30 protein-coding genes, 1 tRNA gene and 1 other RNA gene are annotated in these 25,926 nt (G+C 72.5%); 15 read left to right on the plus strand and 17 right to left on the minus strand.

Annotation, left to right across the window (positions count from 1 at the left end; genetic code table 11):
* Positions 1-74: 74 nt before the first annotated feature.
* The 4 genes from ABZ806_RS04340 to ABZ806_RS04355 form a co-directional block, all read right to left on the minus strand.
* Complete coding sequence (locus tag ABZ806_RS04340) at positions 75-527, minus strand: PucR-like N-terminal domain-containing protein (protein ID WP_500215259.1); 453 nt, start codon at positions 525-527, stop codon at positions 75-77.
* Positions 524-1,378, minus strand: a complete 855-nt coding sequence (locus tag ABZ806_RS04345) for an SDR family oxidoreductase (protein ID WP_500215261.1) — start codon at positions 1,376-1,378, stop codon at positions 524-526. The genes ABZ806_RS04340 and ABZ806_RS04345 overlap by 4 nt, the downstream gene beginning before the upstream one ends.
* 113 nt (positions 1,379-1,491) lie before the next feature.
* The gene (locus ABZ806_RS04350; RefSeq protein WP_500215262.1) at positions 1,492-2,235 is read right to left on the minus strand and encodes a MerR family transcriptional regulator; all 744 of its coding nucleotides are present in this window, start codon (positions 2,233-2,235) and stop codon (positions 1,492-1,494) included.
* A 207-nt stretch (positions 2,236-2,442) separates the two neighbouring features.
* Positions 2,443-3,567: a diaminopropionate ammonia-lyase gene (locus tag ABZ806_RS04355; protein WP_500215264.1), complete on the minus strand. Its 1,125-nt coding sequence runs from the start codon at positions 3,565-3,567 to the stop codon at positions 2,443-2,445.
* Between the two features lie 92 nt (positions 3,568-3,659).
* Between ABZ806_RS04355 and ABZ806_RS04360 the strand changes: the two genes are divergently transcribed.
* The 3 genes from ABZ806_RS04360 (at position 3,660) to ABZ806_RS04370 (ending at position 5,150) form a co-directional block, all read left to right on the plus strand.
* Complete coding sequence (locus ABZ806_RS04360; RefSeq protein ID WP_500215266.1) at positions 3,660-4,583, plus strand: LysR substrate-binding domain-containing protein; 924 nt, start codon at positions 3,660-3,662, stop codon at positions 4,581-4,583.
* A gap of 92 nt (positions 4,584-4,675) precedes the next feature.
* Positions 4,676-4,948 (plus strand): hypothetical protein, encoded by a 273-nt coding sequence (locus tag ABZ806_RS04365; RefSeq protein WP_500215267.1) that lies wholly within the window; start codon positions 4,676-4,678, stop codon positions 4,946-4,948.
* 37 nt (positions 4,949-4,985) lie between these two features.
* Entirely contained in the window at positions 4,986-5,150 is a 165-nt protein-coding gene (locus ABZ806_RS04370) for a hypothetical protein (protein ID WP_500215268.1), read from the plus strand.
* Between the two features lie 56 nt (positions 5,151-5,206).
* Here the strand turns inward: ABZ806_RS04370 and ABZ806_RS04375 are convergent, their stop codons facing one another.
* The gene (locus tag ABZ806_RS04375) at positions 5,207-5,437 is read right to left on the minus strand and encodes a hypothetical protein (protein WP_500215270.1); all 231 of its coding nucleotides are present in this window, start codon (positions 5,435-5,437) and stop codon (positions 5,207-5,209) included.
* Between the two features lie 135 nt (positions 5,438-5,572).
* On the opposite strand from ABZ806_RS04375, the gene ABZ806_RS04380 reads away from it, so the two are divergent.
* From ABZ806_RS04380 to ABZ806_RS04390, 3 genes are all read left to right on the plus strand, one after another.
* A complete protein-coding gene (locus ABZ806_RS04380) occupies positions 5,573-6,325 on the plus strand; it encodes a MerR family transcriptional regulator (RefSeq protein WP_500215272.1) in 753 nt (250 codons plus the stop codon).
* Positions 6,326-6,417: 92 nt separating this feature from the next.
* Positions 6,418-8,187, plus strand: a complete 1,770-nt coding sequence (locus ABZ806_RS04385; RefSeq protein ID WP_500215273.1) for a S9 family peptidase — start codon at positions 6,418-6,420, stop codon at positions 8,185-8,187.
* Between the two features lie 138 nt (positions 8,188-8,325).
* Positions 8,326-9,138, plus strand: a complete 813-nt coding sequence (locus ABZ806_RS04390; protein WP_500215275.1) for a hypothetical protein — start codon at positions 8,326-8,328, stop codon at positions 9,136-9,138.
* Positions 9,139-9,169: 31 nt separating this feature from the next.
* Here ABZ806_RS04390 and ABZ806_RS04395 read toward each other — a convergent pair whose 3' ends face one another.
* The 3 genes from ABZ806_RS04395 to ABZ806_RS04405 all read right to left on the minus strand — a co-directional run bounded on the left by ABZ806_RS04395 (position 9,170) and on the right by ABZ806_RS04405 (position 12,453).
* Positions 9,170-9,838 carry a TetR/AcrR family transcriptional regulator gene (locus ABZ806_RS04395; protein ID WP_500215277.1) on the minus strand — a complete coding sequence of 223 codons (669 nt, stop codon included), beginning with the start codon at positions 9,836-9,838 and terminating at the stop codon, positions 9,170-9,172.
* 61 nt (positions 9,839-9,899) lie between these two features.
* Entirely contained in the window at positions 9,900-10,958 is a 1,059-nt protein-coding gene (locus tag ABZ806_RS04400; RefSeq protein ID WP_500215498.1) for an aspartate-semialdehyde dehydrogenase, read from the minus strand.
* 220 nt (positions 10,959-11,178) lie between these two features.
* Positions 11,179-12,453: an aspartate kinase gene (locus tag ABZ806_RS04405; RefSeq protein WP_500215278.1), complete on the minus strand. Its 1,275-nt coding sequence runs from the start codon at positions 12,451-12,453 to the stop codon at positions 11,179-11,181.
* Between the two features lie 222 nt (positions 12,454-12,675).
* Between ABZ806_RS04405 and ABZ806_RS04410 the strand changes: the two genes are divergently transcribed.
* Positions 12,676-13,038 (plus strand): hypothetical protein, encoded by a 363-nt coding sequence (locus ABZ806_RS04410; RefSeq protein ID WP_500215280.1) that lies wholly within the window; start codon positions 12,676-12,678, stop codon positions 13,036-13,038.
* Between the two features lie 148 nt (positions 13,039-13,186).
* Complete coding sequence (locus ABZ806_RS04415; RefSeq protein WP_500215282.1) at positions 13,187-13,537, plus strand: hypothetical protein; 351 nt, start codon at positions 13,187-13,189, stop codon at positions 13,535-13,537.
* A gap of 38 nt (positions 13,538-13,575) precedes the next feature.
* Here ABZ806_RS04415 and ABZ806_RS04420 read toward each other — a convergent pair whose 3' ends face one another.
* From ABZ806_RS04420 to ABZ806_RS04440, 5 genes are all read right to left on the minus strand, one after another.
* On the minus strand, positions 13,576-14,127 hold the full coding sequence (locus ABZ806_RS04420; RefSeq protein ID WP_500215284.1) for a DUF5063 domain-containing protein: 552 nt from the start codon (positions 14,125-14,127) through the stop codon (positions 13,576-13,578).
* Positions 14,120-14,719: a recombination mediator RecR gene (gene recR, locus ABZ806_RS04425; RefSeq protein WP_067628314.1), complete on the minus strand. Its 600-nt coding sequence runs from the start codon at positions 14,717-14,719 to the stop codon at positions 14,120-14,122. The genes ABZ806_RS04420 and recR overlap by 8 nt, the downstream gene beginning before the upstream one ends.
* A 134-nt stretch (positions 14,720-14,853) precedes the next feature.
* On the minus strand, positions 14,854-15,243 hold the full coding sequence (locus ABZ806_RS04430) for a YbaB/EbfC family nucleoid-associated protein (protein ID WP_500215286.1): 390 nt from the start codon (positions 15,241-15,243) through the stop codon (positions 14,854-14,856).
* A 234-nt stretch (positions 15,244-15,477) separates the two neighbouring features.
* Positions 15,478-15,864: an iron chaperone gene (locus ABZ806_RS04435; RefSeq protein WP_500215500.1), complete on the minus strand. Its 387-nt coding sequence runs from the start codon at positions 15,862-15,864 to the stop codon at positions 15,478-15,480.
* Between the two features lie 176 nt (positions 15,865-16,040).
* The gene (locus ABZ806_RS04440) at positions 16,041-16,496 is read right to left on the minus strand and encodes a carboxymuconolactone decarboxylase family protein (protein ID WP_500215287.1); all 456 of its coding nucleotides are present in this window, start codon (positions 16,494-16,496) and stop codon (positions 16,041-16,043) included.
* A 182-nt stretch (positions 16,497-16,678) separates the two neighbouring features.
* Between ABZ806_RS04440 and ABZ806_RS04445 the strand changes: the two genes are divergently transcribed.
* The 3 genes from ABZ806_RS04445 (at position 16,679) to ABZ806_RS04455 (ending at position 20,224) form a co-directional block, all read left to right on the plus strand.
* Positions 16,679-19,159, plus strand: coding sequence for a tetratricopeptide repeat protein (locus tag ABZ806_RS04445; RefSeq protein WP_500215289.1), 2,481 nt, complete (start codon positions 16,679-16,681; stop codon positions 19,157-19,159).
* Between the two features lie 42 nt (positions 19,160-19,201).
* The gene (locus ABZ806_RS04450) at positions 19,202-19,780 is read left to right on the plus strand and encodes a sugar O-acetyltransferase (RefSeq protein WP_500215291.1); all 579 of its coding nucleotides are present in this window, start codon (positions 19,202-19,204) and stop codon (positions 19,778-19,780) included.
* Positions 19,781-19,876: 96 nt separating this feature from the next.
* Entirely contained in the window at positions 19,877-20,224 is a 348-nt protein-coding gene (locus tag ABZ806_RS04455) for a VOC family protein (protein WP_500215293.1), read from the plus strand.
* A gap of 35 nt (positions 20,225-20,259) precedes the next feature.
* Here ABZ806_RS04455 and ABZ806_RS04460 read toward each other — a convergent pair whose 3' ends face one another.
* Together ABZ806_RS04460 and ffs are read right to left on the minus strand one after the other, a co-directional pair.
* Positions 20,260-22,371 carry a DNA polymerase III subunit gamma and tau gene (locus ABZ806_RS04460; RefSeq protein WP_500215294.1) on the minus strand — a complete coding sequence of 704 codons (2,112 nt, stop codon included), beginning with the start codon at positions 22,369-22,371 and terminating at the stop codon, positions 20,260-20,262.
* A gap of 39 nt (positions 22,372-22,410) precedes the next feature.
* Positions 22,411-22,506, minus strand: an RNA gene (gene ffs / locus ABZ806_RS04465) — signal recognition particle sRNA small type.
* Positions 22,507-22,565: 59 nt separating this feature from the next.
* Between ffs and ABZ806_RS04470 the strand changes: the two genes are divergently transcribed.
* From ABZ806_RS04470 to ABZ806_RS04485, 4 genes are all read left to right on the plus strand, one after another.
* Complete coding sequence (locus tag ABZ806_RS04470; protein WP_500215295.1) at positions 22,566-22,910, plus strand: DUF952 domain-containing protein; 345 nt, start codon at positions 22,566-22,568, stop codon at positions 22,908-22,910.
* 10 nt (positions 22,911-22,920) lie between these two features.
* Positions 22,921-23,008: transfer RNA gene (locus ABZ806_RS04475), tRNA-Ser, on the plus strand.
* A 39-nt stretch (positions 23,009-23,047) separates the two neighbouring features.
* Positions 23,048-23,401, plus strand: a complete 354-nt coding sequence (locus tag ABZ806_RS04480; RefSeq protein ID WP_500215501.1) for a PIN domain-containing protein — start codon at positions 23,048-23,050, stop codon at positions 23,399-23,401.
* A 112-nt stretch (positions 23,402-23,513) separates the two neighbouring features.
* Entirely contained in the window at positions 23,514-23,822 is a 309-nt protein-coding gene (locus ABZ806_RS04485; RefSeq protein WP_500215297.1) for a type II toxin-antitoxin system VapB family antitoxin, read from the plus strand.
* Here ABZ806_RS04485 and ABZ806_RS04490 read toward each other — a convergent pair whose 3' ends face one another.
* Both ABZ806_RS04490 and ABZ806_RS04495 read right to left on the minus strand, forming a co-directional pair.
* Positions 23,823-25,073, minus strand: a complete 1,251-nt coding sequence (locus tag ABZ806_RS04490; protein WP_500215299.1) for a CynX/NimT family MFS transporter — start codon at positions 25,071-25,073, stop codon at positions 23,823-23,825.
* 75 nt (positions 25,074-25,148) lie between these two features.
* The gene (locus ABZ806_RS04495) at positions 25,149-25,841 is read right to left on the minus strand and encodes a FadR/GntR family transcriptional regulator (RefSeq protein ID WP_500215301.1); all 693 of its coding nucleotides are present in this window, start codon (positions 25,839-25,841) and stop codon (positions 25,149-25,151) included.
* Between the last annotated feature and the right edge of the window lie 85 nt (positions 25,842-25,926).

Here is a 25,926-nt window from a genome sequence, read left to right on the forward strand (position 1 = left end):
CGTTGATCTGCGGCGTGTTGTTGTTTTCGACGTGCTCATAACAACAACACGCCGCAGGTCAACGGGGTGCGGGGCTAGTTGTCGGTGAGTAGGGGGTGGAGGCGGCGGGCCACGGCGGGGCGTGTCGCGCGGCGGTGGCCGTCTACGGCGGCGCCGACGATCGCGGTCTCGGCGGTGAACGCGGTCTCCATCACGGCGATGAACTCGGCCGTCGGCGGGTAGAGGCGGGCCGCGGCGGCGGCCGTCCGGCGGACGAGGACGCGGGCGCCGGTGCGCAGCGCCGACTCGAACAGCCGGGCGTCGTGCCCGGCGCACGCCTCGCTCGCGCCGAGCGCGCGGAACACCGGCAGGACGGCGCGCGGCTCGCGCGCCCCCGCGTAGACGGCGATGGCCTCCGCGACGAGGTTGGCGATCTCGGCGGGCCGCAGGTGGGTGTACGCGGGGACGCGGGCGGCGATCTCGCCGGCCGTCTCCGCGGTGATCTCGTCGATGCGGTCGGCGAGGAACCGGTACAGGTCCGGCTTCACTGGACGTTCCGGGTCTCGTTGGCGGCACCGCCCGCGCCGACGAGGCGGGTGTCCGCGCCGCCGGCGAGCCACTGGGACTCGGCGCCGGCGAGGTGCCGGCGCGCGTGCCGGGTCACGGTCGCGGGCACGAAGCCGCGCACGGCCTGCAGGAACGGCAGCCAGCGCTGCCCGTACACGTGCGCGCGGCGGCGCAGGATCCCGGCCACCAGCCGATCGACCGTCGGTTCCAGCGGATAGGTGCGGTTGGTCGGGAACGGAAGCTTCGCCCGCATCTCCGCGAGCGCGGCGTCCTGGTCGGCGCCCCGGACCATGTCGGTGTCGGTCCAGCTCAGGTAGCCGATGCCCACGCCGACGCCGTGGTGGGCGACCTCGGCGCGCAGGCTGTGCGCGAACGCCTCGACGCCCGACTTGCTGGCGCAGTAGGCGGCCATCATCGGCGCCGGGCACAGCGCGGCGAGCGACGCGACCTGGAAGAAGTAGCCCTTGCTCTCGCGGAGCGCGGGCAGGAACGCGCGGGCGGTGGCGACGCTGCCCAGCAGGTTCACCTCGATGACCCGGTTGAACGTGCGCGGGTCGGAGTACTCGACGGGGCCGCCGGTGGCGATGCCCGCGTTCGCGATCACGATGTCGATCCGCCCGTAGACGCTCTTGATCTCCGCCGCGACCCGGGCGAGGGCCGCGTCGTCGGTGACGTCGACCTCCCAGTGCCGGGCGTCCGGGCCGCAGGCGGCGGCGGTCTCGGCGAGTTCGTCCGGCTCCAGGCCGAGCAGCGCGACCCGCATGCCGCGACCGGCCAGGCCGCGGGCGAGCAGCGCGCCGAGCCCGCGGGCGGCGCCCGTCACCACTGCCACGCGGCCGTCGTTCGTCCCTGCCACCGTGTTGCCCCCTCGCGAACTCGTTCCCAGTCCGGACTGGGATTGTCGGCCGAGAGTAACCAATCCCGCGGGGATGCGGTAGGGGTATGTTACCGGTGCGTAGGCCGGATTCGCTCCTTGATCTCCGAAATGTCCTTGGTGAGGCGGCGGTCCATCGCGCGGGCGAAATGCTCGTCGGCGACCGTCCTGGCGAGCGGCCGCAGCCGCCCCACCAGCGCGGCCAGCCGGTCCAGCTCCTCGGGGGTCGGGTCGCCGGCGGGGCGGTCCGGCAGCTGCCCGCGGACCAGCTGGACGAAGCCGAACGCCATCCGGTCGAAGGCGGCCTCCAGCTCCCAGCTCATCGCGAGGATCGAGCGCAGCGGGATCCCGGCGCGGGCCAGCTGGACCGCCGCGTCGAACAGCCGCGGGCTGGCGATCACGACCCGGTCCCCGGCCACCTCGACGTACCCCAGCTCGGCCGCCTCCGCGAGGATCTCCGGGGTGAGCCGGCCGTCGAACACCGCGGCCAGCTCCGCCAGGCTCATCTCGGCCGACTCCCGCTCCGCCCAGGGCGTGGCGGCGGCCCACTCGTAGCCGAGCAGCTCGGTGACGTCGCGCCCCTCGTCGGCGGCGGCGATCAGCTCCTCGATGCCGTCCAGCCGGTGGCCGCGGTCGAGCAGCTCGGCGATCAGGCGCAGCCGGCCGAGATGGGACGCGTTGTAGAGGGCGACCCTCCCCTGCCGCCGGGGCGCGGGCAGCAGCCGCCGCTCCTGGTAGTAGCGCAGCGTCCGGACCGGGACCCCCGCCGCGTCCGCCAGCTCCTCGACCCGGTACTCGCGGTCCTCGTCGCCCATCGCGCTCACCTTAACAATCGGGGCTGTAAGGCACGTGCCTTGCCAACTCGCTCAACGACAGAGGGCGCCGCAAATGCTCCAACGCCCACGCACGCGTTGCCGACGTCGCGGCGGCCTCCTGCTCCGGGGCGGAACGGGACGGGACGCTCGCGATGCGTGGGCAGATCTTTCCACGCCCGACAATCCGGCCAACAGTGCTCGGGCCAGTCAGGGGAGGGACGGGTTGGCCGCCTGGCCTTCCGTGTTCAGGAGGACGATCGTGTCGCCGTGCTCGGGGGCCAGTGCGCGGCGGTACGTCAGGGCGGTGCGGGTGCCGGCCAAGGAGGCCGCGCCGCAGGGGCCCGCGGAGATGCCGACGGCGGACAGGTCTCGCGCGGCTTGGGCCGATTCTGCGTCGGTTATCGTCACGGCCGCGTCCAGGCCGGCACGTAGGACGGGCCACGCAAGGGTGGACGGGGTGGTGCAGTTGAGGCCCGCCATGGTGGTCGAGCCCGTCTCGACGGTCACCGGTTCGTCCTGGTGGAGGCTCGCCAGGATGCAGGCAGCCGCGTCGGGTTCCACGGAGAGCACAGTGGGTCTGGCCGGGCCTGACCTGTAGTGGGCCACGGCTGCCTGTGCCAATGAACCCACTCCCACGGGAACGGACACCAGGCCCGCTGGGGCGGCGCCCAGGGTGGCCAACTGTTCGTCGATTTCGGTGAAGAGGGTGGAGTAGCCCTCCACGATCCACTGGGGAACGCGTTCATAGCCGGGCCATGCCGTGTCTTGGACGAGGAGTGCCCCGGGGGCGGAGGCCGCGGTATCCGCCGCGCGCCGCACCGCTTCGTCGTAGGGCCCGGGGACCTCGGTCAGGCCGGCGCCCTCCGCCTTGATCGCGGCCATGGCGGCGGGGTGGACGCCGTACGGGACGTAGACGTCGGCGGCCAGGCCGAGCAGGCGGGCCATCGCGGCGACCGCGCGGCCGTGGTTGCCGTCCGTCGCCGTGATCAGCCGAACCGGGCCCAGGTCCCGGCCCAGGTCCCGGGCCAGTTCGGCGCGCAGCCGGGACAGTGGGACGGCCGGCAGACCGTATTTGTCGCAGAGCGCCCGGTAGATCCCCCACGAGGCGCCGAGGATCTTGAAGGCGGGAAGCCCGAGCCGCGACGACTCGTCCTTGACGAAGACGCGCCGGACGCCGAGTCCGACGGCCGCCGGCGGCACCTCTACGAGCGGCGTCGGGGCGTATCCGGGGAGCGTCCAGTGGAAGGCGGCGACTTCAGCGGCGGGCGCGGGAGGGCCCGTCCAGGCGCGGGCGGCGGGGCGGCTGAACCAGGCGGCGGGGGCGTTGACCATGGACGATACGTTTCCGTAGCGTCCTATGGTCGGTCCAGCGAATGTTTCCGAGCGATAACCGTCAGCAGAACCGTTGATTGGAGGGGCCAGGCATGCTCGATCTCCACCGGCTGCGCCTGCTGCGCGAACTGAAGCACCGCGGGACGCTCGCCGCCGTCGCCGAGGCCCTCTCCTACAGCCCTTCGTCGATCTCGCAGCAACTGTCCGTCCTGGAGAAGGAGGTCGGGGTCCCGCTGCTGGAGCCGGTGGGACGGCGCGTGCGGCTGACCGCGCAGGCCGAGATCCTCGTCGCGCACACCGAGGCGGTGCTGGAGCGGCTCGAGCGCGCCGAGGCCGACCTCGCCGCGTCGCTGGAGGGCATCACGGGCGTGCTGCGGGTCGCCGCGTTCCAGACCGCCGCGCTCGCGCTCGTCCCGGACGCCCTCAGCCTGCTCCGCGACGCCCACCCGCGGCTGCGGATCGAGATCACCCAGCGGGAACCGGAGAGCGCGCTGCCCGCCCTGCTCGCCCGCGACTTCGACCTGGTCATCACCGAGGAGTATCCGGGAGAGCCGGGGCCGCGCCCGGCGGGCGTCGAGTACGCCGAGCTGGGCGAGGACGAGATCGCACTCGCGGTCCCCGGCGGCGCGGCGGCCGGCACCGGCCTGCGTGGTTTGGCCCGCGTCCCGTGGGTCATGGAGCCCGTGGGGACGGCGTCCCGGCAGTGGGCGACGAGGCTGTGCCGCGAGGCCGGGTTCGAACCGGACGTCCGGTTCGAGTCCACCGACCTGCTGCTCCACCTGCGGCTGGTGGAGCGGGGCCACGCCGCCGCGCTGCTGCCCGGCCTGGTGTGGGCGGGGCGTCCGCCGACGGTCCCGGTCGTCCGGCTGGCGGCGGAGCAGCGGATACGCCGGCTGTCCACCGCGTCCCGCCAGGGCGGCGGTGAACACCCCGCCGTGCGCGCCTTCCAGGCGGCGCTCGCGGAGGGGTTCGCGCAACAGAACAGGTCGGTCGGGGGATTGCTCCACCGCGATTAGGGGTTTTCCCCTATGGCGATTACTTCGCCCGGCGGGCAGAGTCGTATCTGGCAGCAGGGGGACGAGGCCCCTCAGCGGGAAGAAGGCACACGATGGCGAACACGCCGACCCTCACCTCGATGACCGCCTCCGACCTGGCCGAGATCCTGTTCTGCAGCGGGCTGCAGGAGTCCGACCGGCCCTCCGCCGAGCAGGTCCGCGCGGCGATCGACGACCGGATCGGCGCCTGCGGCGGCGACAGCTCCGCCTGCCTCGCCGGTGTGGCGCAGGAGGCGGGCGACCACCCGGAGACCTACCGCGCCCGGATGCGCTGGGCGCTCGACACCGTGGCCGCCGCCTACCCCTCCGCCCATACGGCCGCCTGACCCTCCCGTACCAAGCCATCCACCCAGGGAGAATCCGATGCGTTCACCGTTCATCGAGCGACGCGAGGACATCCTTCCCCGTTCGCTCCGCGAGCTCCTCGCCGCCGAGGCGGCGGCCCAGGCCGCCCAGTCGGCCCGGTCCGGGAACGACAGGCCCCAGCGCCGGCAACGCCGGGTCAGGACCGTCCGGCGGGCCCCTTAGCGCTCAAGCCGACTTGGCCCTCAAGCACGACCTTGCCACCAAGCGCGACCTGGCCCTCAGTGGTGCGACTTGGTCCTGGACGTCTTGTGCTTCGTCTTCTTGTGCTTCGTCTTGTGGTCGCCGTCCGGCTCCCACTCGTACCCCGGCGTGCCGTTCTTGCAGAAGCGGTCGCTGACCTTGGTGTCGGTGGCGTCGTGCTCGCACCATCTGTCCTGGCCGCACGCGGTCAGCCCGAACGCGGCGATCAGGGCGGCCAACGCGAGTGCGACGGGACGGGTCTTGGCCATGGGGGGCCTTCCTGTGAATGCCGACTCTGTGAACGGTGACGGCGACGCAGGTCCGACGTTCGCGGCCCCGGTCCCGTTCCGCTACCGGACGGTGCACGGTGTGACCGGGTCCGGCCGCGAACTATGCTGACGCCCGTGAGCGAAGAGCCGGCGAGGGACCGTCCCGAGGGCGGGGAACGCGAGTACCGGATCGGTGAACTCGCCTCGGCGGCGGGCGTCCCCGTCCGGACGCTGCGCTACTACCAGGAACGCAAGCTGCTGCCGCCGCCCCGCCGCGAGGGGCGCATCGGCCTCTACACCGAGGACCACCTCGCCCGCCTCCGCATGATCGGGAACCTGCTGGAGCGCGGGCACACCCTGGAGGGCATCCGGGAACTGCTGTCGGCGTGGGAGCAGGGCCGCGACATCGGCGCCCTCCTCGGCGTCGAGAAGGCGGTGACGACGCCGTGGTCGAACGAGGTCCCCGTCACGATGACGCTGGACGAGGCGGCGGCGCTGTTCCCCGGCGAGATCGGCCCCGAATCCATCGCGCGGGCCATCGAACTCGGCCACATCGAGGTCGACGGCGACCTCATCACGCACTGGAGCCGCCGCCAGCTGGAGGCGACCGTGACGCTCGTCCGCGCCGGGGTGCCGCTGGACGCGGTGCTGTCGGCGGGCATGGAGCTCCAGCGCAGCATGGACGACCTGGCCGCCATGTTCGTCCGGCTGATCACCACGCACGTCGTGCAGCGCATCGACGACCACGACCTCGGCGAACTCACCGAGACCCTCGCGCGGCTGCGGCCCGGCGCGCAGGTCACGGTCGAGGCGGGGTTCGCGCGCGCCATGGACCGGCAGGTCCGCGCCGCGATCGACCAGCTCCTCGGCCGCCTCACCACGCCCTGACGGCCGCACGCCCTGACCACGGCCCGCCCTGCTCCTGCGCGCCCTGACCACAGCGCGCCCTGACCACCGCACGCGGTCGGGATACTGGGTGCATGGTCGACGACGAGCGCTGGAAGGCGCGTTTCCGGGCCGCCCGGATGAGCCTGCCCCGATGGGCGCGTGACGCCCCCAACCGCAGCATCTACCGGTCGAACGTGACCGGGACGTGGGAGATCTACGCGTGGGACCGGGAAACCGGTGCGCAACGCCAGATGACCGATCGTCCCAACGGGACGTGGATGGGGACCGTCGACCCGTCCGGCGAATGGCTGTGGTGGTTCGCGGACACCGACGGCGACGAGTTCGGCGTATGGAACCGCATCCCCTTCACAGGCGAAGGGACGGAGAGCGAACCGGCCGTGCCCGGGCTGGAGCCGTCGTACCCATCCGGGCTGTCCCTGGGCCGCAGTGGTCTCGCGGTCGTCGGACGGACGACCGACCAGGGCAACACCATTCACCTGTGCCGTCCCGGGGTCGAGCCAGAGGTCCTCTACCACCACGCGGAGGACGCGCACGTCGCCGCCCTCTCCCGCGACGAAACCCTCGTCGCGATAGGCCACAGTGAGCACGGCGACAGCCGGCACATGGCGCTGCGCGTGCTGCGCCCCGACGGGTCCACGGTCGCCGACCTGTGGGACGGGCCGGGCAAGGGCGTCTACGGCTCCGGATTCGCCCCGGTCGATGGCGATGCACGGCTGCTCGTCAACCATGAGCGGCGCGGCCGCGACGAGATGCTCGTCTGGGACCCGGTCGCCGGGACCGAGCGGGAGATCGTCCTCGACCTGCCCGGCGAGATCGGCGCCGACTGGTACCCGGACGGGACCGCGCTGCTGATCTCCCACTCGCACGAGGCGCGCGACGAGCTGTACCGGTACGACCTGGAATCGGGCTCCCTGACCAGGATCGACACCCCGCGCGGGGTGATCGGCGGCGCCGGTGTCCGGCCGGACGGGACGGTCGAGTTCTCGTGGTCGTCCGCCGCCGAGCCGCCGGTGATCCGCTCCACGTCCGGCGCGGTCGTGCTCACCCCGCCCGGCCCGGCGGCGCCGCCGTCCGTCCCGGTCGAGGACGTGTGGGTGGACGGCCCCGGCGGCCGCATCCACGCGCTGGTCAGCAAGCCGGACGGCGACCGCCCATACCCGACCGTGTTCGACGTCCACGGGGGGCCGACCGCGCAGGACGACGACTCGTTCGTGCCGACCGCCGCCGCCTGGGTCGACCACGGGTTCGCGGTCGTCCGCGTCAACTACCGGGGCTCCACCGGTTACGGCTCGGAATGGCGGGACGCCATCGAGGGCCGCGTCGGGCTCACCGAACTGGAGGACATCAAGGCCGTCCGCGACTGGGCCGTCGCGTCGGGGCTCGCCGACCCGGCCCGGCTCGTGCTGACGGGCGGATCGTGGGGCGGCTTCCTCACCCTGCTCGGCATCGGCACGCAGCCGGACGACTGGAGCGTCGCCGTCGCCGCCGTCCCCGTCGCCGACTACGTCGCCGCGTACGAGGACGAGATGGAGGGCCTGCAGGCGTTCGACCGCTCGCTGTTCGGCGGCTCGCCGGACGAGGTCCCGGACCGCTACCGCGCCTCGTCCCCGATCACCTACGTCGACGCGGTCAAGGCGCCGGTGCTGGTCCTGGCCGGGGAGAACGACCCGCGCTGCCCGATCCGGCAGATCGACAACTACCTCGGCCGGCTGGCCGGGCTGGGCCTCCCGCACGAGGTCTACCGGTACGACGCGGGGCACGGCTCCCTCGTCGTCGAGGAGCGGATCACGCAGATGGCCGCGGAAATGAACTTCGCCCGCAAGCATCTCGGTATGTCGTGATCTTTCGGGGGACGGGCGCCGGCGGCGTCCGTCCCCCGCGTTTACAAGATCGAACCTTGGGCATCCTCGGGTCGGCCGTTGATCATGACGGCCGGCCTACCCCCCGGTAATCGAAGAGCACCGATCGGGGGGACCCAGATGACACGTCTTCGGCACGCCCGTGCGCTCGTCCGGCACGCCCATACGTACGCCGAACGCGCTTTCGGCGACCGAATACCGAGCCCGCACCACGTGGCCTTCCGGGTGACCGGCGTGGTCACGGCCTTGGCCGTCGCGGCGACGACCTTCACCCCGCTCCCGGCCTCCGCAACCACCCATGACGTCCGCCTCACCTCGGCGCACGCGAGCCCACCGCCCGCACAGACTCCCCGCCCGGCAGTGGCGGCCCCGTCGGCCGGCGAGAGCCCCGCCGACAACGTGCCCTTCGCGCCGGCGCAGGACCCGTCAGCGGTGGCCTCGCCCCTCACCCGTCCGCCGATGTCGCCGGACGCCGAACCCGCGACACCGGCCCAGGAGGCGCTACCGAAGAAGCTACCGGAGCTGCCGGACCTGCCCGCGTCGCTGCGGCTGGAGCAGCGGTTCGCGGAGTCCGCGCTGCGCGGCGGCGGAATCCGGTGGCGTTCGACCGGAGGCTGCTCCGACCGGACGATCCGGACCTGCACGTCGTTCAAGGGCGTCCGCTGGGGGACGGTCAAGGGCCTGATCGACTTCGCGGAATCGAGCGGCTGCAAGATCACCGTCACCGGCGGCACCGAGCGCGGGCACGCACCGGGCACCTACAGCCATGCGAACGGCTACAAACTCGACATCTCCCCCAGCCGCTGCGTGGACGCGGCGATCAAGCGCTACCCGTCCACCGGCACGCGCGGCGACGGGGCCCGCCTCTACCGCGCACCGGACGGCACCGTCTTCGCCCGCGAGAAGGACCACTGGGACATCACCTTCCGCTGACCCGGCGCACAAGCACGGGGTCGCGCGGGGCTCAGGCGCGGACTTCGCGGATGATCCCCACCAGTTCCCGCGTCACCGACTTGAAGCCCGGCAGGCGCGACATCGACACCATGCGGTTCACCAGCGGGACCGTCCGCTCGACGAGGAGGTACGTCTTGCGGCAGCCCGGCGAGTCGTCGTGCACCCAGTACAGGACGATGCCCATCGAGTAGATCCACAGCAGCTCGGGCAGCTCCGCCCGGAACTCCCTGTCGATCTTCAGGTCGGAGCCCTCGACGACCTCGCGGTAGATCGCGACCGCCGAGTCGCGGGCCGGGCCCGACTCGGCGCTGAACGGGTTGAGCGGGCTGGTCGGCTCGGCGGCGAACTTGAAGAACTTCCCCGCGAACTCGTGGTAGGGGACCATCGTGTCGACCCGGGCCTTCAGGACGCCGAGCAGCCGCGGCGCGAACTCCCGCTCGGTGTCGAGGACGGCCCGGCAGGCGGCGACGTGCTCGTCCTGCAGCTCGTCGTAGTAGGCCTGGATCAGCTCTTCCTTGGACCCGAAGTAGTAGTAGGCGTTGCCGACCGAGACGCCCGCCTCCTTCGCGATCGCCCGCATGGTCGTCGCCTCGTATCCGCGCTCCCGGAACAGGCGCAGCGCCGTCTCGACGATCGCGGCCCGCGTCTGCTCGGACTTCACGGCCTTCGTCTCGGTCACGCATGCCACTTTAGGTCCCCGGTGCGACGCCCCGCTCGCGCGGGCGGGCCGCCGTCCGGGGTCAGGCGGTCAGTTCGGCGGCGACCAGTTCGGCTATCTGCGCGGTGTTCAGCGCGGCGCCCTTGCGGAGGTTGTCGCCGGACAGGAACAGGTCGAGGGCGCGCGGGTCGTCGAGCGAGCGGCGGACGCGGCCCGCCCACGTCGGGTCGGTGCCGGCGACATCGGCGGGCGTCGGGAACTCGTAGGTCTCCGGGTTGTCGCACAGGACCACGCCGGGCGAGCGGGCGAGGATCCCCTGCGCCTCCCGCTGGTCGGTGCGCTCGCCGAACACGGCGTGCACGGCCATCGAATGCCCGGTGACCACGGGCACGCGGACGCAGGTCGCCGACACCTTCAGTTCGGGCAGGCCGAGGATCCGGCGGGTCTCGTCGCGCAGGCCGCGCTCGTCGGACGTCCAGCCGCCGTCCTCCCGCGTCCCCGACCAGGGCACGACGTTCAGCGCGAGCGGCGCCGGGAACGGGCCGAGGTCGCCGACCGCGCCGCGGACGTCGCCGGCCCGGTTGCCGAGCGCCCGGTCGCCGCCGACCTTCTCCAGCTGCGCGTACAGGGTGTCGATGCCGTGCCGGCCCGCACTGGAGGCCGCCTGGTAGGACGCGATCACCAGCTCCCGCAGCCCGTACCGCGCGTGCAGCGCGCCGATCGCCACGATCATCGAAAGCGTCGCGCAGCCGGGGCCCGCGACGATGCCGCGCGGACGGTCGCGCACCCGCTCGGGGTTCACCTCCGGGACGACGAGCGGAACGTCCGGGGCGCCCCGGAACGCGCGCGACCCGTCCACCGCCACGGCGCCGTGCCGGACCGCGACCGGCGCCCACTCGGCGGCCACCCCGTCCGGCACCGCGAACACCGCGACGTCGGCGCCCGCGAAGACCTCCGGCGCGAGCGGCACCGCCTCGGCGGGCTCGCCGCGCACCCGGAGCACGCGTCCGGCGGACCGCGCCGACCCGGCGAGCCGGATCTCCCCGTACGCGTCCCTGCGGGTGGACAGCAGGTCGAGCATCACCGCACCGACCGCCCCGGTCGCGCCGACGACCGCGAGGGTCGGCAAGGCGGAGCCCATCGTCGCACTCACACCCACAGAACTACCGCCGCGCACGACCGGTTCCCAAAAGCGCACCACCGCCCGCGAACACCCCCATACCGACGTCCGCGCCGATGACGATCGCGGGGGCACCGCGCGCATACGGGGAGCCGCGCCGGCTCCGGAGGGCACCGCGCGCATGCGAAGAGCCGCGCCGGCTCCGGGGGCGTCCCGGGACGGCGCGGCTCCTCGTGGCAGGTCAGCGGCCGGTGCCGCCGTAGACGACGGCCTCGACCTGGTCGGAGTCGAGGTCGAACGCGTGGTGCGCGGAGGCGACCGCGGTGTCGACGTCGTCCTGGGCGACGACGACCGAGATCCGGATCTCCGACGTGGAGATCATCTCGATGTTCACGCCGGCCTCCGCGATGGCGCTGAACAGCTTGGCGGTGACGCCCGGGTGCGAGCGCATGCCGGCACCGATCAGCGACACCTTGCCGATGCGGTCGTCGTAGCGCAGCGACTCGAAGCCGATGCGGCCCTTCAGCTTGTTCAGCGCGGTCAGCGCGGTCTGCCCGTCGGTGGACGGCAGCGTGAACGAGATGTCGGTCCGCCCGGTGGACGCCGCCGACACGTTCTGCACGATCATGTCGATATTGATCTCGGCGTCGGACAGCACCGAGAAGATCGCGGCGGCCTCACCGACCTTGTCGGGCACCCCCACCACGGTGATCTTGGCTTCGCTCCGGTCGTGCGCGACGCCGGAGATGATCGCCTGCTCCATGTCGTGTCCTTCGATCTCGCTGCTGTCGACGACCCACGTGCCCTCCTTCTGACTGAACGAGGACCGCACATGGATCGGGATGTTGTAGCGGCGCGCGTATTCCACGCAGCGCAGGTGCAGGATCTTCGCACCGTTCGCCGCCATCTCCAGCATCTCCTCGTAGGAGATCTTCGGGATCTTGTGCGCGGCGGGCACGATGCGCGGGTCCGCGGTGAACACGCCGTCGACATCGGAGTAGATCTCGCAGACGTCGCCGTCCAGCGCGGCGGCGAGCGCGACCGCCGTGGTGTCGGAGCCGCCGCGGCCGAGCGTGGTGATGTCCTTCGTGCCCTGCGAGACGCCCTGGAAACCGGCGACGATGCAGATCGAGCCCTCGTCCAGCGCGGTCCGTATCCGCCCCGGCGTCACATCGATGATCTTGGCTTTCCCATGCGAGCCGTCGGTGATGACGCCGGCCTGGGAGCCGGTGAACGAGCGGGCCTCGTGGCCCAGGTTCGCGATGGCCATCGCCAGCAGCGCCATCGAGATCCGCTCGCCGGCGGTGAGCAGCATGTCCAGCTCACGGCCCGGCGGCAGGGGGCTGACCTGCTTGGCCATATCGATGAGATCATCCGTCGTGTCGCCCATGGCGGAGACGACGACGACCACGTCGTTCCCCGCCTTCTTCGTTGCGACGATGCGCTGGGCGACCCGCTTGACGCCATCGGCGTCGGCGACGGAGGAGCCACCGTACTTCTGCACGATTAGAGCCACGGGTGGGCGCTCCTCGGATCGGGGTCGGGCGTTCCGATCGATGAGTCTACCGAGCGCCCGCCGATCGATTACGACCAGGTAACTCCACTGTGGCCCGGTGAACGCGGCGGCGCTCGCGGGAGTCTTATGATTCACTGCTCGACATCCCGCGCGCAGGCGCCGGCACGCCATCGTCCCGCCGTCGCGAGCGGACCCCCGGTAGTCCCCCGACGAAGGAACATCATGGCCGATTCCGTCAAGATCCATGTGACCGGCACGCCCGACCAGGTCCGTCCCGTGCTGGAGCAGGTGCTGGGGGCCGAGGGCTTCCGCTTCACCTGGGAGAACCCCGGCGAGTGCATCATCGAGAAGGGCAGCCGCACCAAGGCGATGCTCCTCGGCGCCTTCGCCACCCACTACAAGTACCGCATCATCCTGCGCCCCCAGCAGGACGGCAGCGTCGTCGTCGACGCGGGACTCGCCACGACCGGCATCTCCGGCGGCGCCATCGGCGTCGCGAAGGTCCGCAAGAAGCTCGACGAGGTCGGCCGCGTCCTGGACGGCGCCTTCCAGAACGCCGGCACCTTCCGGGGCCGCGTGGCCTGACGCCCGGACGGCCTCCCGCGCCGCGGCCCCCGGCCGAGCCGGCGCACGCACGCCACTCCCGCCGTATCCCCGGGTATTCCCGGACCACCCGGGAGGGGGGCGACGCGTCTACGTAACGGCGGGGTGCCGTGGTTCATCTCGTCCACGGGTGAGCCGTCGCGTCCCCCGCCGTGATCCCGGCGGGGCGTGCGCGGCGGTGACCGAGCCGATGGGAGAGCCGATGGCCGCGTCCGATGAACTGCCGCGCGTCCGCAGGGGGCCGCTGTACTCGCTGTACGCGGCGCTGCGGCGGCGCGCCCCGCAGGTGTCGGTGACGCCGCCGGACGAGTCCGCGCTGCGCGTCGCCTACCGGGGCCGGACGGCGACCGTGGTCTGGGACGGCGACCTCGGGCAGTACGCCTCGCAGGCCGGCGAGCAGCTCGGACCGGACGCCGAGAAGGCGGCCGAACTCGTCGCGTGGGGCTTGGACGCGCCCGCGACCTCCCCCTCGGACGGATAGCCCCGGCCGTCCGTCCGAGCCCGCCGAACGGCGCACGGTCAGGCGGGTGCGGCCTCGGTCTCCGGGGCGACGTCCAGGCGGGCGTTCGCGACGAAGGCGTGCAGGGCGCGCAGGGCGGCGCCCGCGTGGTTGCCCCAGTGGTTGAAGTAGGAGTACTGCCACCACCAGAGGGCCTCCAGCGGCCGGTCCTGGTTGTAGTGGCGCAGCCCGTGGACGAGGTCGCTGGCGACGTCGACCAGGTCGTCCGACAGGCGGTACGACGTGGTCTCGGCGTCCTTGTACGGGTCGAAGACCTCGACGTACTCGTCCAGCGCGACGAGGCGCTCGGACAGGCCCTGCCGGATCGCGTCCAGGTCGGGGTCGTCGCCGACCTCCGGCTCCCAGTTGTCGGGCAGGATGACGTCGGCGCTGGCGCCGAGCTGCGCGCCGGCCAGGATGACCTGCGACACTTCGAGGAGGAGCAGCGGGATCGTGTGCGTCCCGCCGTCGCCGCGGGCGACCGCCTCCAGTCCGTTCAGGTAGTTGTCGACATGGCACGCCACGCGCTCGGCGAGGGCGTTCCAGTCCTGCGGGCTGTTGGTGTCAGACATCGAGCAGCCTCCGTCCTTCGAATGCGCGGCCCAGCGTCACCTCGTCTGCGTATTCGAGGTCGCCACCCACCGGCAGGCCGCTGGCCAGACGGGTGACGGTAAGGCCCATGGGCTTCACGAGCCGGGCGAGGTAGGTCGCGGTGGCCTCGCCCTCCAGGTTGGGGTCGGTGGCGAGGATCAGCTCCGTGACCGTCCCGTCCGCGAGCCGCTGCATCAGCTCGCGGATGCGCAGGTCGTCCGGGCCGACGCCCTCGATCGGGCTGATCGCGCCGCCGAGGACGTGGTAGGTGCCGCGGAACTCGCGGGTCTTCTCGATCGCGACGACGTCCTTGGACTCCTCCACGACGCAGATGATGTGCGGGTCGCGGCGGGCGTCCCGGCAGATCCGGCACTCCTCTTCCTCCGCGACGTTCCCGCACGTCTTGCAGAAGCGGACCTTGTCCTTGACCTCTTTGAGCGCCTTGCCGAGCCGTTCGACGTCGGCCGGGTCGGCGGCGAGCAGGTGGAAGGCGATCCGCTGCGCGCTCTTGGGGCCGACGCCGGGCAGCCTGCCCAGCTCGTCGATGAGGTTCTGAACCACCCCCTCGTACAACGGACCCCTCCTTTCCTAGTCGTGCGTGCTGTGCGCCTGGTGTGTCGTGGACGCCGTGCGTCGTGGACGCCGTGCGCGCCGTGCGCGGTCAGGGCCCCGGCGCTCAAGGGCCCCGGGGTTCGAGGCCGGTGGGCTCAGGCGCCGCCCGGGCCGCCGCCGAGGCCGGGGAAGCCGCCGGGAAGGTCGCCGCCGCCCGGCAGCCCGCCGAGGCCCTGCGCGAGCGGTCCCATCTTCTCCTGCTGGAGCTCCTGTGCCTCGCGGGCGGCGTCGCGGATCGCGGCGAGGACGAGGTCGGCGATGGTCTCCGCGGTGTCGGCCGGGTCGTCGGGGTCGATGGCCTTCGGGTCGATCGACAGTCCCGTGACCTCGCCCTGCCCGTTGACCGTCGCGGTGACGAGCCCGCCGCCGGCGGTGCCCTTCACCTCGGCCTCCGCGAGCTCGCGCTGCGCGTTGAAGAGCTGCTCCTGCATGGCCTGCGCCTGCTGCAGCAGCTCCTGCATGTTCAACTGACCACCGGGTTCCACGGTGCACTCCCTTTTCCGGCCCCCCGCCGGGGGCCTTCTCTCTGGCGCTCCGCCAGCCACCGGACGTCCGTCCCCCGAGACTACGGGTTCGCGCCATGATGCGGTAAGTACGCCCGTCACGATCTTGGCAGGAGTGGTCCCACGCCGGCCGCGCGTCAAACCCCCTGGAAACGGCCGGGCCGGGCGCCCGGGGGATCACCCCGGGAACCCGGCCTGCGGACGCCGTCCAGATCGTCAGTTCGCCGCCCGCCGCACGAGCTCGCTGATCCGGGCCTCGGTGTCGTCGGTCAGCGCCGTCAGCGCGAAGGCGGCCGGCCACATGGCGCCGTCGTCGAGGGCCGCCACGTCGTTGAAGCCGAGGGTCGCGTACCGGGCCTTGAACTTCGCCGCGCTCTGGAAGAAGCAGAGCACCTTGCCGTCCTTGGCGTAGGCGGGCATCCCGTACCAGGTCTTCGGGGTGAGGCCCGGCGCGACGGCCTTGACTATCTCGTGCAGGCGCTCGGCGAGGACCCGGTCCGCGTCCGCCATCTCGGCGATCTTGGCGAGGACGTCGCGCTCGCCGTCCGCCTTGGCCTTGCCGCGGCGCGCCGCCCGCTTCAGCTCCTGGGCGTGCTCCTTCATCGCGGCCCGCTCGTCGTCGGTGAACCCGTCGAACTTCCCGCCGGCGGACGTGGCGGACGTGGCGGTCTTCGTGGTCTCGGTGCTCTTCGTCGTCTCGTTCATGGCTGGGAATCTCCTAGCGTCCGCCGGTCGGCGAGTCGGGTCTGGCGGGGGTCGGTGGGGGCTGCCGGGGTGGGTCAGCCCCAGGCGCCGGCGATCTGGCGGGTGGTGGCGTTGAGCCGGTTGAACAGGTTCGTGACGCCGATCATCAGGACGATCGCGGCGAGCTGCTTCTCGTCGAAGTAGGTGGCGGCGGTGTCCCAGATCTCGTCGCTCACCGCGTCGGGGCGGTCGGCCAGGCGCGTCGCGGCCTCGGCCAGCGCGAGCGCCGCCCGCTCCTCGTCGGAGAAGTACGGGGCCTCCCGCCAGGCGGCGACCGTGGCCAGCCGCTCGTCGCTCACGCCCGCCTTGCGGGACGTCTTGGCGCCGGCGTCGACGCAGGCGCTGCAGCCGTTGATCTGGCTGACGCGCAGGTGCACCAGTTCGAGCGTCTGCCCGTCCACTCCGCCGGAGTGCACCGCCTTGAAGATCTCCTGGATGGGCTGCATCGCGCTGGACAGGACGACGGCGGGGTTCTGCATACGGGACTGCATTTCGGTTTCTCTCCCTCTTTGCGGCCGGTGCCCCGTTCCCTCGGGGCATGTCCCCATCACAGCCGGACGGCCGTACCATGACGAGGGCGGTGGGACACTCTGGGACACTTGAAACGGCTCTGAACTGCGGCAACGCGCCCCAGAGGACTTCCGCCGGGGTGGGACGGCGAGGCGGAGGAACGATGGTCACGCAACAGCCGACACGGAACGGCGCCGGCCCGCAGGACGAACTCGCGTCCCGGCTGCGCCTGCTCCAGGAGGTGTCCGGGCGAGGCGTCCGGGCGCTCGCGCGGGACACGGGCCTCAGCTCGTCCTCGCTCTCGCGCTACCTCAGCGGCCGGACGGTCCCGCCCTGGCCCGCGGTGATCGCGCTCTGCCGGCTGGTCAAGCGCGACCCGCGCCCGCTGCGTCCGCTGTGGGAACGGGCGGCCGACCCGCTGCCGGCGCCGCCGAAGACGAGCCGCCAGGTCCAGCCGCCGGCGCCGCCCGCCGGCGCGCCGGCCCCGCCCCGCAACGACCTGCCGCGTGACGTGCCCGACTTCACCGGACGCGAAGCCGAACTCGCCGCCGTGCTCGCCGCCGTCCGCACCGACCGGGTCGTCGCCGTCGACGGCATGGCGGGCGTCGGCAAGACCTGCCTGGCGGTGCGCGCCGCGCACCGGCTCACCACCGACTACCCCGACGCCCAGCTCTACGTCGACCTGCACGGGTTCACCGCCGGGCGGGAGCCGCTCGGCCCCGATCCCGCGCTGCGGACGCTGCTCGCGGCGCTCGGCGCCCCGTCGGAGAAGATCCCGCAGGAGGGCGGCATCGAGCCGCTGGCCGCCTACTGGCGGTCGGAGCTGGCGCACCGGCGGGTGGTCGTGGTGCTCGACAACGCCGTGGACGCCGACCAGGTCCGGCCGCTGCTGCCGGGCGCCGGACCGTCCGTCGCGCTGATCACCAGCCGGAACCGGCTGCTCGGCCTGGACGAGGTGCCGCCGGTGTCGCTGGACGTCCTGACCCCCGGGGAGAGCGCCGAGCTGCTGGCCCGCGCCAGCGGCGACCCGGGCGGATCGGACGGCCGGCTGGCCCGCGATCCCGAATCGGCCGCCGAGGTGCTGCGGCTGTGCGGCCGCCTGCCGCTGGCGCTGCGGCTGGCGGCGGCGCGGCTGCGGCACCGTCCGGGCTGGACGGTGGGCGTCCTCGTCGAGCGGCTGGCGGAGGGCGCCGGCGAGTTCGACACGGCGTTCGCGATGTCCGTCCGGCAGCTGGACCGGGTGCAGCAGCGCTTCTTCCGCCTGCTGGGCCTGCTGCCGGGCGCGACGTTCGACGAGTACGTGGCGGCGGCGCTCGGGGACCTGCCGTTGCGCCGCGCCCGGGCGATGCTGGAGGACCTGCTCGACGCGCACCTCGTCCAGCAGCCGGCGGCGGGCCGCTACCGGCTGCACGACCTCGTCCGCCAGCACGCGCGCCGCGCCGCCGAGGAGCACGACGCCCCGGCGGAACTGGAGCGGGCGCTGGGCCGGGTGCTCGACTACTACGTGCACGCGGCGGCCGCCGCCGACTCCGCGATGTCGTACCTGTCCCCCGTCCGGGACGTCTCCGCCGGGCGGCGTCCGGCCGAGCTGCCGGAGTTCACCGGCAAGCACCAGGCGCTCTCCTGGTTCACGGCGGAGTACGCCAACCTGATGGCCGTCTTCGGGGCGGCGGTCCACACCGGAGCCGACACGCACGTGTGCGAGCTGCCCCGGTACATGCGGGCGTACTTCGCGCGGCGCTGCGGGACCACCCACCTCAACGTCCTGTTCGAGCACTCACTGGCCGCCGCGCAGCGCCTGGACGACCCGCTGCGGCTGGCCGAGGCGCACAGCGACCTGGGCTTCGCCCGCTACAACGCGGGACGGATGGCGGAGGCGACCGCCGCCTACACGGCCGCGGCTCCGCTGGTGTCGCAGGCGGGGGACACCCGCTCCGCGGCCGAGCTGACCATGCGCCGCGGCTACCTGGGCTGGGACGAGGGCAACGTCGAGGAGCCGCTCGACCTCTTCCGGCTGGCCGGCGCGCTGTACGCGGACGCCGGCTGCCCGATGGGCGCGGCCCACGCGACCGCGTACGAGGCCTGGGCGATGCTGCAACTGGGGAACCGCGAGGAGGCGGCGCGGCTGGCCCGCACCGTGCTGGACGCCCCGCACACCGACCCCGCATGGCCGCCGGCGCTGACGGCCCGGATCACCCTCGGCGTGGCCATCGCCGGTGACGAGCCGGGCGAGGCCATGGAGCACCTGGAGCAGGCGCTGGCGGCCTCCCGCGAGGACGGGCACAAGCACAACGAGGCGTGGTGCCTCAACTGCCTGGGCGTCGCGCTCCGCCGGATGGGCCGGTACGAGGAGGCCCTGGCCTCCCACCGCCAGGCGTTCACGCTCCTTGAGGAGTTGTTCGAGCAGCACTGGAAAATCCACTTCCTCGACGGATACGCGGAGACCTGCCGTCTGGCGGGAATGCCGGAAGAGGCACTGCGCCTGCACCGCCTCGCCCTGGAGCTGGCGCCGAAACTGGGCTACCGGTACGCGGAGGCACTGGCCCACGAGGGGATCGCCGCCGTCCTTGAGCCGGACGACGCGTCCACGGCCGCAGAGCACCGGGAGGCCGCCCAGTCCATCCGCCAGGCTCTGACCCCCTGAGGTCACGTGCGGGCCTGCGTCCCGGGGTTAGGGTCGTGTTCGATGACTGATTTCTTCGCCGGGGACACGCGGAGCAACCGCGAACGGATGCTGGCCGGTGACCTCTACATCGCCGACGACCCCGCCCTGGAAGCGGCCTCCAAGCGCGCGATCGCCCTGGCCCACCGGTACGGCGAGGTCTACGCCACCGACCAGGAGGCCGCGCGGCCGATCCTGGAGGAACTGCTCGGTTCGATCGCCGCGGACGCGCACATCCGTCCGCCGCTGTACGTCGACTACGGCTCCTACATCACCGTCGGCTCCGGCACGTTCGCCAACTACGGATTGACCGCCCTGGACGTCGCACCCATCACCATTGGCAGCGACGTGCAGATCGGCCCGAACGTCCAGTTGCTCACGCCGACCCATCCGCTCGACGCCGCGCAGCGGCGCGCCAAGCTGGAGGCGGCCGAGCCGATCGTGATCGAGGACAACGTGTGGCTGGGCGGCGGCGCCATCGTCCTGCCCGGCGTCACCATCGGCACGAACAGCGTCATCGGCGCCGGCTCGGTCGTGACCAAGGACGTCCCGCCCAACGTCGTGGCCGTCGGCAACCCCGCGAAGGTGATCCGACACCTGTAAGGGCTCCGACTTGCCCAGGTGCCATCCGTCCAAGACGACGGCGGGCTCGCCGGAGACGATGGACGTCAGTGGTCAGATGCAGATTTGGAGTAGTCGATGTCTATTCGCCGTGTCGTGCCCAACGTCCAGACGGAGTCCGTGGAGGTGAACCGGGAGTTCTATGGGCTGCTGGGCTTCGAGGAGGTCATGAACCAGGGCTGGATCATGACGGTCGCCTCCCCGTCCGCTCCCATGGCACAGGTCAGCTTCATGACCGAGGACAAGACGGGGCCGGTCGTCCCCGACATGAGCATCGAGGTGGACGACGTGGACGCGGCCTTCGCGGCCATGCGCGAGAGGGGTGCGGAGATCGTGCATCCCCTCCAGGACGAGGAGTGGGGAGTGCGGCGATTCTTCGTCCGCGACCCCAACGGCCGAGTGGTCAACGTCCTCAGCCACCACTGAGCCGGCACTGAGCCCGGGGGCCGGGCCGCCGCCCGCTAGTTCGAGTTGTCGATCTCGCGGATGACCTGGCCGCCGAGTTCGCGCTGGATGAGGGCCATGCCGCTCATCTCGGCCTCGGTGCCGTCGGCGTCCGCGTCGCCTTCGGGGTCGACCTCGTCGCTCTCGTCCACCGGTGCGGGTTCGGGCGGCGGCGGGGGCTCGTCCGGCGGCGGGTGCATCGGCCCCGGATCCGCCTGCCGGGCCCGGCTCTCGCCGTTCGCGGGGCGGGGGACGGGGTTCGGGCGGGACGGCTGGGACGCGGGCTGCGCCGCCTGCGGCTCCGGCGCGCTGCCGAACCCGCCCGACGCGGGTTGCCCGCCGCCCGATCCGAAACCGGAGGACTGTGCGGAGCCGAACCCGTTGCCGGGGCTGCTGCCGGGACCTGGCCGCCCGCCCCCGCCGGGGCCTTGGCTCGGGGGACGTCCGCCCCCGCCACCACCGCCTCCGACGACGGTCTCGATGCGCCAGTCGACGCCCATGCGCTCCTTGAAGACCTCGCGGAGGACGGTGTCACGGCCGCCGTTCACGAACCCCAGGCGGCGTCCCTCGGCGTCGAAGCCCAAGGTCAGGACCTTGCCGTCCAGCGATATCGGCTGCACCCCGGACATGATCGTCATCCAGGTGGCGCGGCTCTTCTGCTTGACCGCCTCGACGACGTCCGGCCAGAGCCGCTGAACGCTCCCGAAGTCCACCCCGCCGGCGGAGGCGGGCGGGGCAGGGGTCGGCTCGGCACGCGGGGCGGGGGTCGGCTCGGCACGCGGGGGACTCGGCCGCGTCTCGGCGGGCGCGGACGGCGGAGGCTCGACGGGACGTTCCGGAGCGGCAGGACGCTCGACGACGGCGGGCGCCGGGGAAGGCCGCTCAGCAGGGACAGGGGCAGAAGCAGGGGCAGGGGGATTGACCGCCGCGGACGCGCCGCCACCCTGAGAAGAGGAGGCAAAACCGCCCTGGGAGGCCTGGCGTTCGAGGCGGTCGAGGCGGGCGAACATCGAGGACTCGTCGTCGTAGGCCGCGGGCAGCAGGATGCGGGCGCAGATCAGCTCCAGCAGCAGCCGCGGGGACGTGGCGCCGCGCATCTCGGTGAGGCCCGTGTGCAGCAGGTCGGCGGCGCGGGTCAGCTCGCCCGGCCCCATCGAGGACGCCTGCCGCCGCATCGCCTCCAACTCGTCCGGCGGGACGTTCAGCAGCCCCGTCCCGCCGGCCTCCGGGACGTTCGACAGGATCACCAGGTCCCGGATGCGCTCCAGCAGGTCGGCGGTGAACCGGCGCGGGTCCTGGCCGCTCTCGACCACCCGGTCGATGGCGGCGAAGACGGCGGCGCCGTCGCGGGCGGCGAAGGCGGCGATGACCTCGTCCAGCAGGGCCGAGTCGGTGTATCCGAGCAGCGAGACGGCCCGCGCGTAGGTGATGCCCTTCTCGTCCGACCCGGCGAGCAGCTGGTCCAGGATGGACAGCGTGTCGCGGGCGGAACCCGCCCCGGCCCGCACCGCCAGCGGCAGCGCGGACGTCTCGTAGGGCACGTCCTCGGCCCGCAGGATCTCCTCGACGAGCTCCTGCAGCACGCCCGGCGGGATCAGCCGGAAGGGGTAGTGGTGGGTCCGGGACCGGATCGTCCCGATGACCTTCTCGGGCTCGGTGGTCGCGAACACGAACTTCAGGTGCGGCGGCGGCTCCTCGACGAGCTTCAGCAGCGCGTTGAAGCCCTCGCGGGTCACCATGTGCGCCTCGTCGATGATGTACACCTTGAAGCGCGCCGCCACCGGCGCGAAGAAGGCGCGTTCCCGCAGGTCGCGGGCGTCGTCGACACCGCCGTGGGACGCGGCGTCGATCTCGATCACGTCGATGTGGCCGGTCCCCGACGGGCCGAGCGCGACGCACGAGTCGCATTCGCCGCACGGGTCGGGCGTCGGCCCCTTCTCGCAGTTCAGCGAACGGGCGAGGATCCGGGCGCTGGACGTCTTGCCGCAGCCGCGCGGACCGCTGAACAGGTACGCGTGGTTGATCCGGCCGTTGCGCAGCGCCTGCTGCAGCGGCTCGGCGACGTGCTCCTGCCCCTTCAGCTCGGCGAACGTCGCAGGCCGGTACTTGCGGTACAGCGCCAGACTCATCGGGGGTCCGCCCTCCTGGAGAAGCAGAGCGTCACAAACGAAAGGGACCCCCCGCACACCCGCCAGAGCCTGTTTATCCTTGCTGCCTTCCGGCCCTGGGGAGGTTCACAGGATGACGCCATGCGAGGGGTCTGCCCCGAGTCTATGCCATCCCCGACCCCGGATCGCCACGCTTCCCGCGTAGTCTCCGCCCCATGCCCGCCGCACCCCAGGACACGCTCCTGCACATCGCCGAACGAACCCACTGGGAATCCGCGCGCGCCGCCGGTGTGTCGTACACCATGTCCACGCTGGGCCGGACGCTGGACGAGGAGGGCTTCGTCCACTGCTCGTCCGACATGGCCCAGGTGGACGGCGTCCTCGGCCGCTTCTACACCGGCATCGAGCGGGAGGACCTCGTCCTTCTGGTCATAGACGTGCCCCAACTGGACGTCCCCGTCCGCTACGAGCCCGTCGGCGATGACGTGTTCCCCCACGTCTACGGCCCGATCCCGGTCTCTGCCGTAATTGGTGTCAGGTCACTGCCCGAGAACCGGTAGGCTTCCCCGTGGAGGATTCGCCTAGTGGCCTAGGGCGCACGCTTGGAAAGCGTGTTGGGTTCACGCCCTCGCGAGTTCGAATCTCGCATCCTCCGCCACACCGAGGCCGGTGCCCACAACGGGCACCGGCCTTTCGCATCCCCAAACCCACCCGTGCCACCGCGTGGCACAGGGCTCGCCGACCAGGACGCGAGCGGCGGCTGGACGTGCTGCAGCGTACGGAGAACGAGTTCGATCCGATTCCGTTCGACGTCGAGGCCGCCCGGATCTACGGGCGGGTGTGCGCGGCCGTGGTCGCGGCGGGCCGCAGACCGCGGCGCCGGATCGCCGACCTGATGATCGCCTCCGTCGCCGTCGCGGAGGGGCTGCCTCTTTACACCACCAACCCGCAGGACTTCGTCGGTCTGGAGGATCTGCTGACCGTCGTTCCCGTCACCAGGCCGGACGCCGGGCCGGACGCGGGAGTGGGCGCCGGGGCGGGCGGAAGTTAGTGACGGGTGGGTTGAGCTGGGATGTAACTGGTTTACCGAATGGGGCAACTCGAGTGACACGTGTTGTTGCGTTGCCTTCTCCGGGCGGAGTGCCACGCCGTAGACTCGAAGGGTGATCTTCAAGGCGGTGGGTGATGGAAGGCCCTATCCCGACCACGGGCTCTCGTCCCGTGACTGGGCCAAGATCCCGCCTCGCCAGGTACGCCTCGACCAGCTCGTGAGCACCAAGCGCGAGATGGATCTGCAGTCGCTGCTCTCGAAGGACTCCACGTTCTACGGCGATCTGTTCCCGCACGTCGTCCAGTGGCGCGGTGAGCTCTACCTGGAGGACGGCCTGCACCGGGCGCTCCGGGCGGCGCTGCACCAGCGACTCGTCCTGCACGCGCGCGTCCTGGACCTGGACGCCGTCGACATGTCCTGATCAGCGCGTACGGGCGGGCGCCAGGGCGGGGGCCGGCTCGGCGGCACGGGTCCGCGTGCGGGCCGGGCGGACGAACCCGGGGCGCGCCGCGAGCAGCCCGAACACCACCTCCGGCACGACCAGCACGAGCAGGAGGGCGAGGGGGACGTCCCAGCCGCCGGTGGCCTCGTGCAGCACCCCGACCGCGAGCGGGCCGGTGGCGGCCAGGAGGTAGCCGCCCGTCTGCGCCATCCCGGACAGCGCCGCCGCCACGGACGGGCTCGGCGCGCGCAGGCTGAGCAGCGTGTACGCCAGCGGGAACGCGCTGCCGGTGCCGAGCCCGAGCAGGATCACCCACACCCAGCCGGCGGACGGGGCGAGCAGCAGCCCGCCGATGCCCACCACCATCGTGACCGCGACGGCGACGATCAGCGGGCGCTGGTCGGGCAACCGCGCCGCGAACACGGGGACGATGAAGCCCAGCGGGATGCCGACGACCAGCATCACCGACACCATCATCCCGGCGGCGGCGGGCGCGAACCCGGCGTCCTGCATGATCTCCGGCAGCCACGACATCAGGACGTAGAACATCAGCGACGTCAGCCCCATGAAGACGGCGACGTGCCAGGCGACCCGGGAGCGCAGCAGGGACCCCTCGCCGCGCGGCGCCGTGACGGGGGCGGTCGGCGCGCGGCGGCCGCGGAGCGCGAGCGGCCCCCACACCAGGGCGGCGACCAGCGACGGGACGGCCCAGACGGCGAGGGCGAGCCGCCACCCGCCGGTCTCGTCCAGCGGCACCGCGAGCCCGGCCGCGACGGCGCCGCTGGTCGCCATGAGCATCATGGCGAGCCCGGTGAGGGAGCCGATGCGGGACGGGAACGCGCGCTTGATCACGGCCGGCATGAGGACGTTGCCCATCGCGATCCCGGCGCCCGCCAGGACCGTTCCAACGAACAGCGACACCGGCGACTGCACCACGCGCAGCACGATCCCCGCCGTGATCATGACGAGGGACCCGGCGATGACCGTCTCGGTGCCGAGCCGCCGCGCCACCACCGGCGCGAGGCCGGCGAAGGCGCCGAGGCACAGCACCGGCAGCGTGGTGAGGACGCCGACCTCGGCGCCCGACAGTCCGAACGCGTCCTGCAGTTCGCCGAGCACCGGGGCGATCCCGGTGATCGCGGCCCGCAGGTTGACCGTCAGCAGCACCAGCCCGACGAGCGACCAGACGGCCGTCGCGCGGGAGACCGGAGTCGTCGCAGAAGTACTCATCTCACCTTGCTCATCACGTCATCGACCCCGGCGCCGAACGCCGGGCACCTCGCTGTACAGGGGAATCGGGGCCGGTCAGGGCTCGGCGGGACGCGCGACCGGCGCGGTGGAGGCGAGGATCTGGTCGAGACACGCGTGCGTGGCCCGGCTCGCCGCGTCGGCGTCGCCCGCCTCGACGGCGGCGGCGATGGGGCCGTGCGGGACGTCCGCGTGCTCCAGCAGGGCGCCCGCGGTGCCGATACTGGCCCGCAGCGCGGCGCTGAAGTCGCGGTACAGGTCCGTCAGGACGCGGTTGTGCGTGGCCTCGACGACGGCGGTGTGGAAGGCCAGGTCGGCCTCGACGAACGCGGCGTGCTCTCCGGCCGCCCAGGCGGCGTCGCGGCGCGCGAGGGCGACCGCGATGGCGGCGATGTCGGCGTCGGTGCGGCGCGTGGCGGCGAGCCTCGCGGCCTCGACCTCCAGCCCGCGCCGGACCTCCAGGGTCTCGACGAGCTCCGCCGTCTCCAGGCGCCGCCGGACGGCCCCGGACAGCTCGCTCGTCGCCCGGACGTAGGTCCCGTCGCCCTGCCGGCTCTCCAGCAGGCCCGCATGCGTGAGGGCGCGGACCGCCTCGCGGACGGTGTTGCGCCCGACCCCCAGCGTCTCCGCCAGTACCGGCTCGGGCGGGATCTTCTCGCCGACCGGCCAGTTCCGTCCGACGATCTCGTCCCTGAGCTGGTCGATCACCTGGTCGACCAGCGAGGACCGCCGGGCCGTGCGCAACGTCATCCTCGAACCTCCGGTCAACCAGTCATCCTACGTTTAGGTTAAAGCAAGATCGGGTCCGCTTTGTTCCCCTCCGATGGGGACGTCC

It is taken from the genome of Spirillospora sp. NPDC047418 (genome assembly GCF_040643275.1).
In the GTDB taxonomy this organism is placed as follows: Bacteria; Actinomycetota; Actinomycetes; order Streptosporangiales; family Streptosporangiaceae; genus Spirillospora.

Excerpts from the sequence above, each read along its gene's own strand:
- ABZ806_RS04370 (WP_500215268.1), top strand. The coding sequence starts at position 4,986 with ATGCGTTCACCGTTCATCGAGCGACGCGAGGACATCCTTCCCCGTTCG.
- ABZ806_RS04355 (WP_500215264.1), bottom strand. The coding sequence starts at position 3,567 with ATGGTCAACGCCCCCGCCGCCTGGTTCAGCCGCCCCGCCGCCCGCGCC.
- ABZ806_RS04470 (WP_500215295.1), top strand. The coding sequence starts at position 22,566 with ATGCCCGCCGCACCCCAGGACACGCTCCTGCACATCGCCGAACGAACC.
- ABZ806_RS04400 (WP_500215498.1), bottom strand. The coding sequence starts at position 10,958 with ATGGGCTCCGCCTTGCCGACCCTCGCGGTCGTCGGCGCGACCGGGGCG.
- ABZ806_RS04365 (WP_500215267.1), top strand. The coding sequence starts at position 4,676 with ATGGCGAACACGCCGACCCTCACCTCGATGACCGCCTCCGACCTGGCC.
- ABZ806_RS04360 (WP_500215266.1), top strand. The coding sequence starts at position 3,660 with ATGCTCGATCTCCACCGGCTGCGCCTGCTGCGCGAACTGAAGCACCGC.
- ABZ806_RS04445 (WP_500215289.1), top strand. The coding sequence starts at position 16,679 with ATGGTCACGCAACAGCCGACACGGAACGGCGCCGGCCCGCAGGACGAA.
- ABZ806_RS04385 (WP_500215273.1), top strand. The coding sequence starts at position 6,418 with ATGGTCGACGACGAGCGCTGGAAGGCGCGTTTCCGGGCCGCCCGGATG.
- ABZ806_RS04420 (WP_500215284.1), bottom strand. The coding sequence starts at position 14,127 with ATGTCTGACACCAACAGCCCGCAGGACTGGAACGCCCTCGCCGAGCGC.
- ABZ806_RS04350 (WP_500215262.1), bottom strand. The coding sequence starts at position 2,235 with ATGGGCGACGAGGACCGCGAGTACCGGGTCGAGGAGCTGGCGGACGCG.
- ABZ806_RS04410 (WP_500215280.1), top strand. The coding sequence starts at position 12,676 with ATGGCCGATTCCGTCAAGATCCATGTGACCGGCACGCCCGACCAGGTC.
- ABZ806_RS04460 (WP_500215294.1), bottom strand. The coding sequence starts at position 22,371 with ATGAGTCTGGCGCTGTACCGCAAGTACCGGCCTGCGACGTTCGCCGAG.
- ABZ806_RS04390 (WP_500215275.1), top strand. The coding sequence starts at position 8,326 with ATGACACGTCTTCGGCACGCCCGTGCGCTCGTCCGGCACGCCCATACG.
- ABZ806_RS04450 (WP_500215291.1), top strand. The coding sequence starts at position 19,202 with ATGACTGATTTCTTCGCCGGGGACACGCGGAGCAACCGCGAACGGATG.
- ABZ806_RS04440 (WP_500215287.1), bottom strand. The coding sequence starts at position 16,496 with ATGCAGTCCCGTATGCAGAACCCCGCCGTCGTCCTGTCCAGCGCGATG.
- ABZ806_RS04375 (WP_500215270.1), bottom strand. The coding sequence starts at position 5,437 with ATGGCCAAGACCCGTCCCGTCGCACTCGCGTTGGCCGCCCTGATCGCC.
- ABZ806_RS04495 (WP_500215301.1), bottom strand. The coding sequence starts at position 25,841 with ATGACGTTGCGCACGGCCCGGCGGTCCTCGCTGGTCGACCAGGTGATC.
- ABZ806_RS04455 (WP_500215293.1), top strand. The coding sequence starts at position 19,877 with ATGTCTATTCGCCGTGTCGTGCCCAACGTCCAGACGGAGTCCGTGGAG.
- ABZ806_RS04490 (WP_500215299.1), bottom strand. The coding sequence starts at position 25,073 with ATGAGTACTTCTGCGACGACTCCGGTCTCCCGCGCGACGGCCGTCTGG.
- ABZ806_RS04435 (WP_500215500.1), bottom strand. The coding sequence starts at position 15,864 with ATGAAGGAGCACGCCCAGGAGCTGAAGCGGGCGGCGCGCCGCGGCAAG.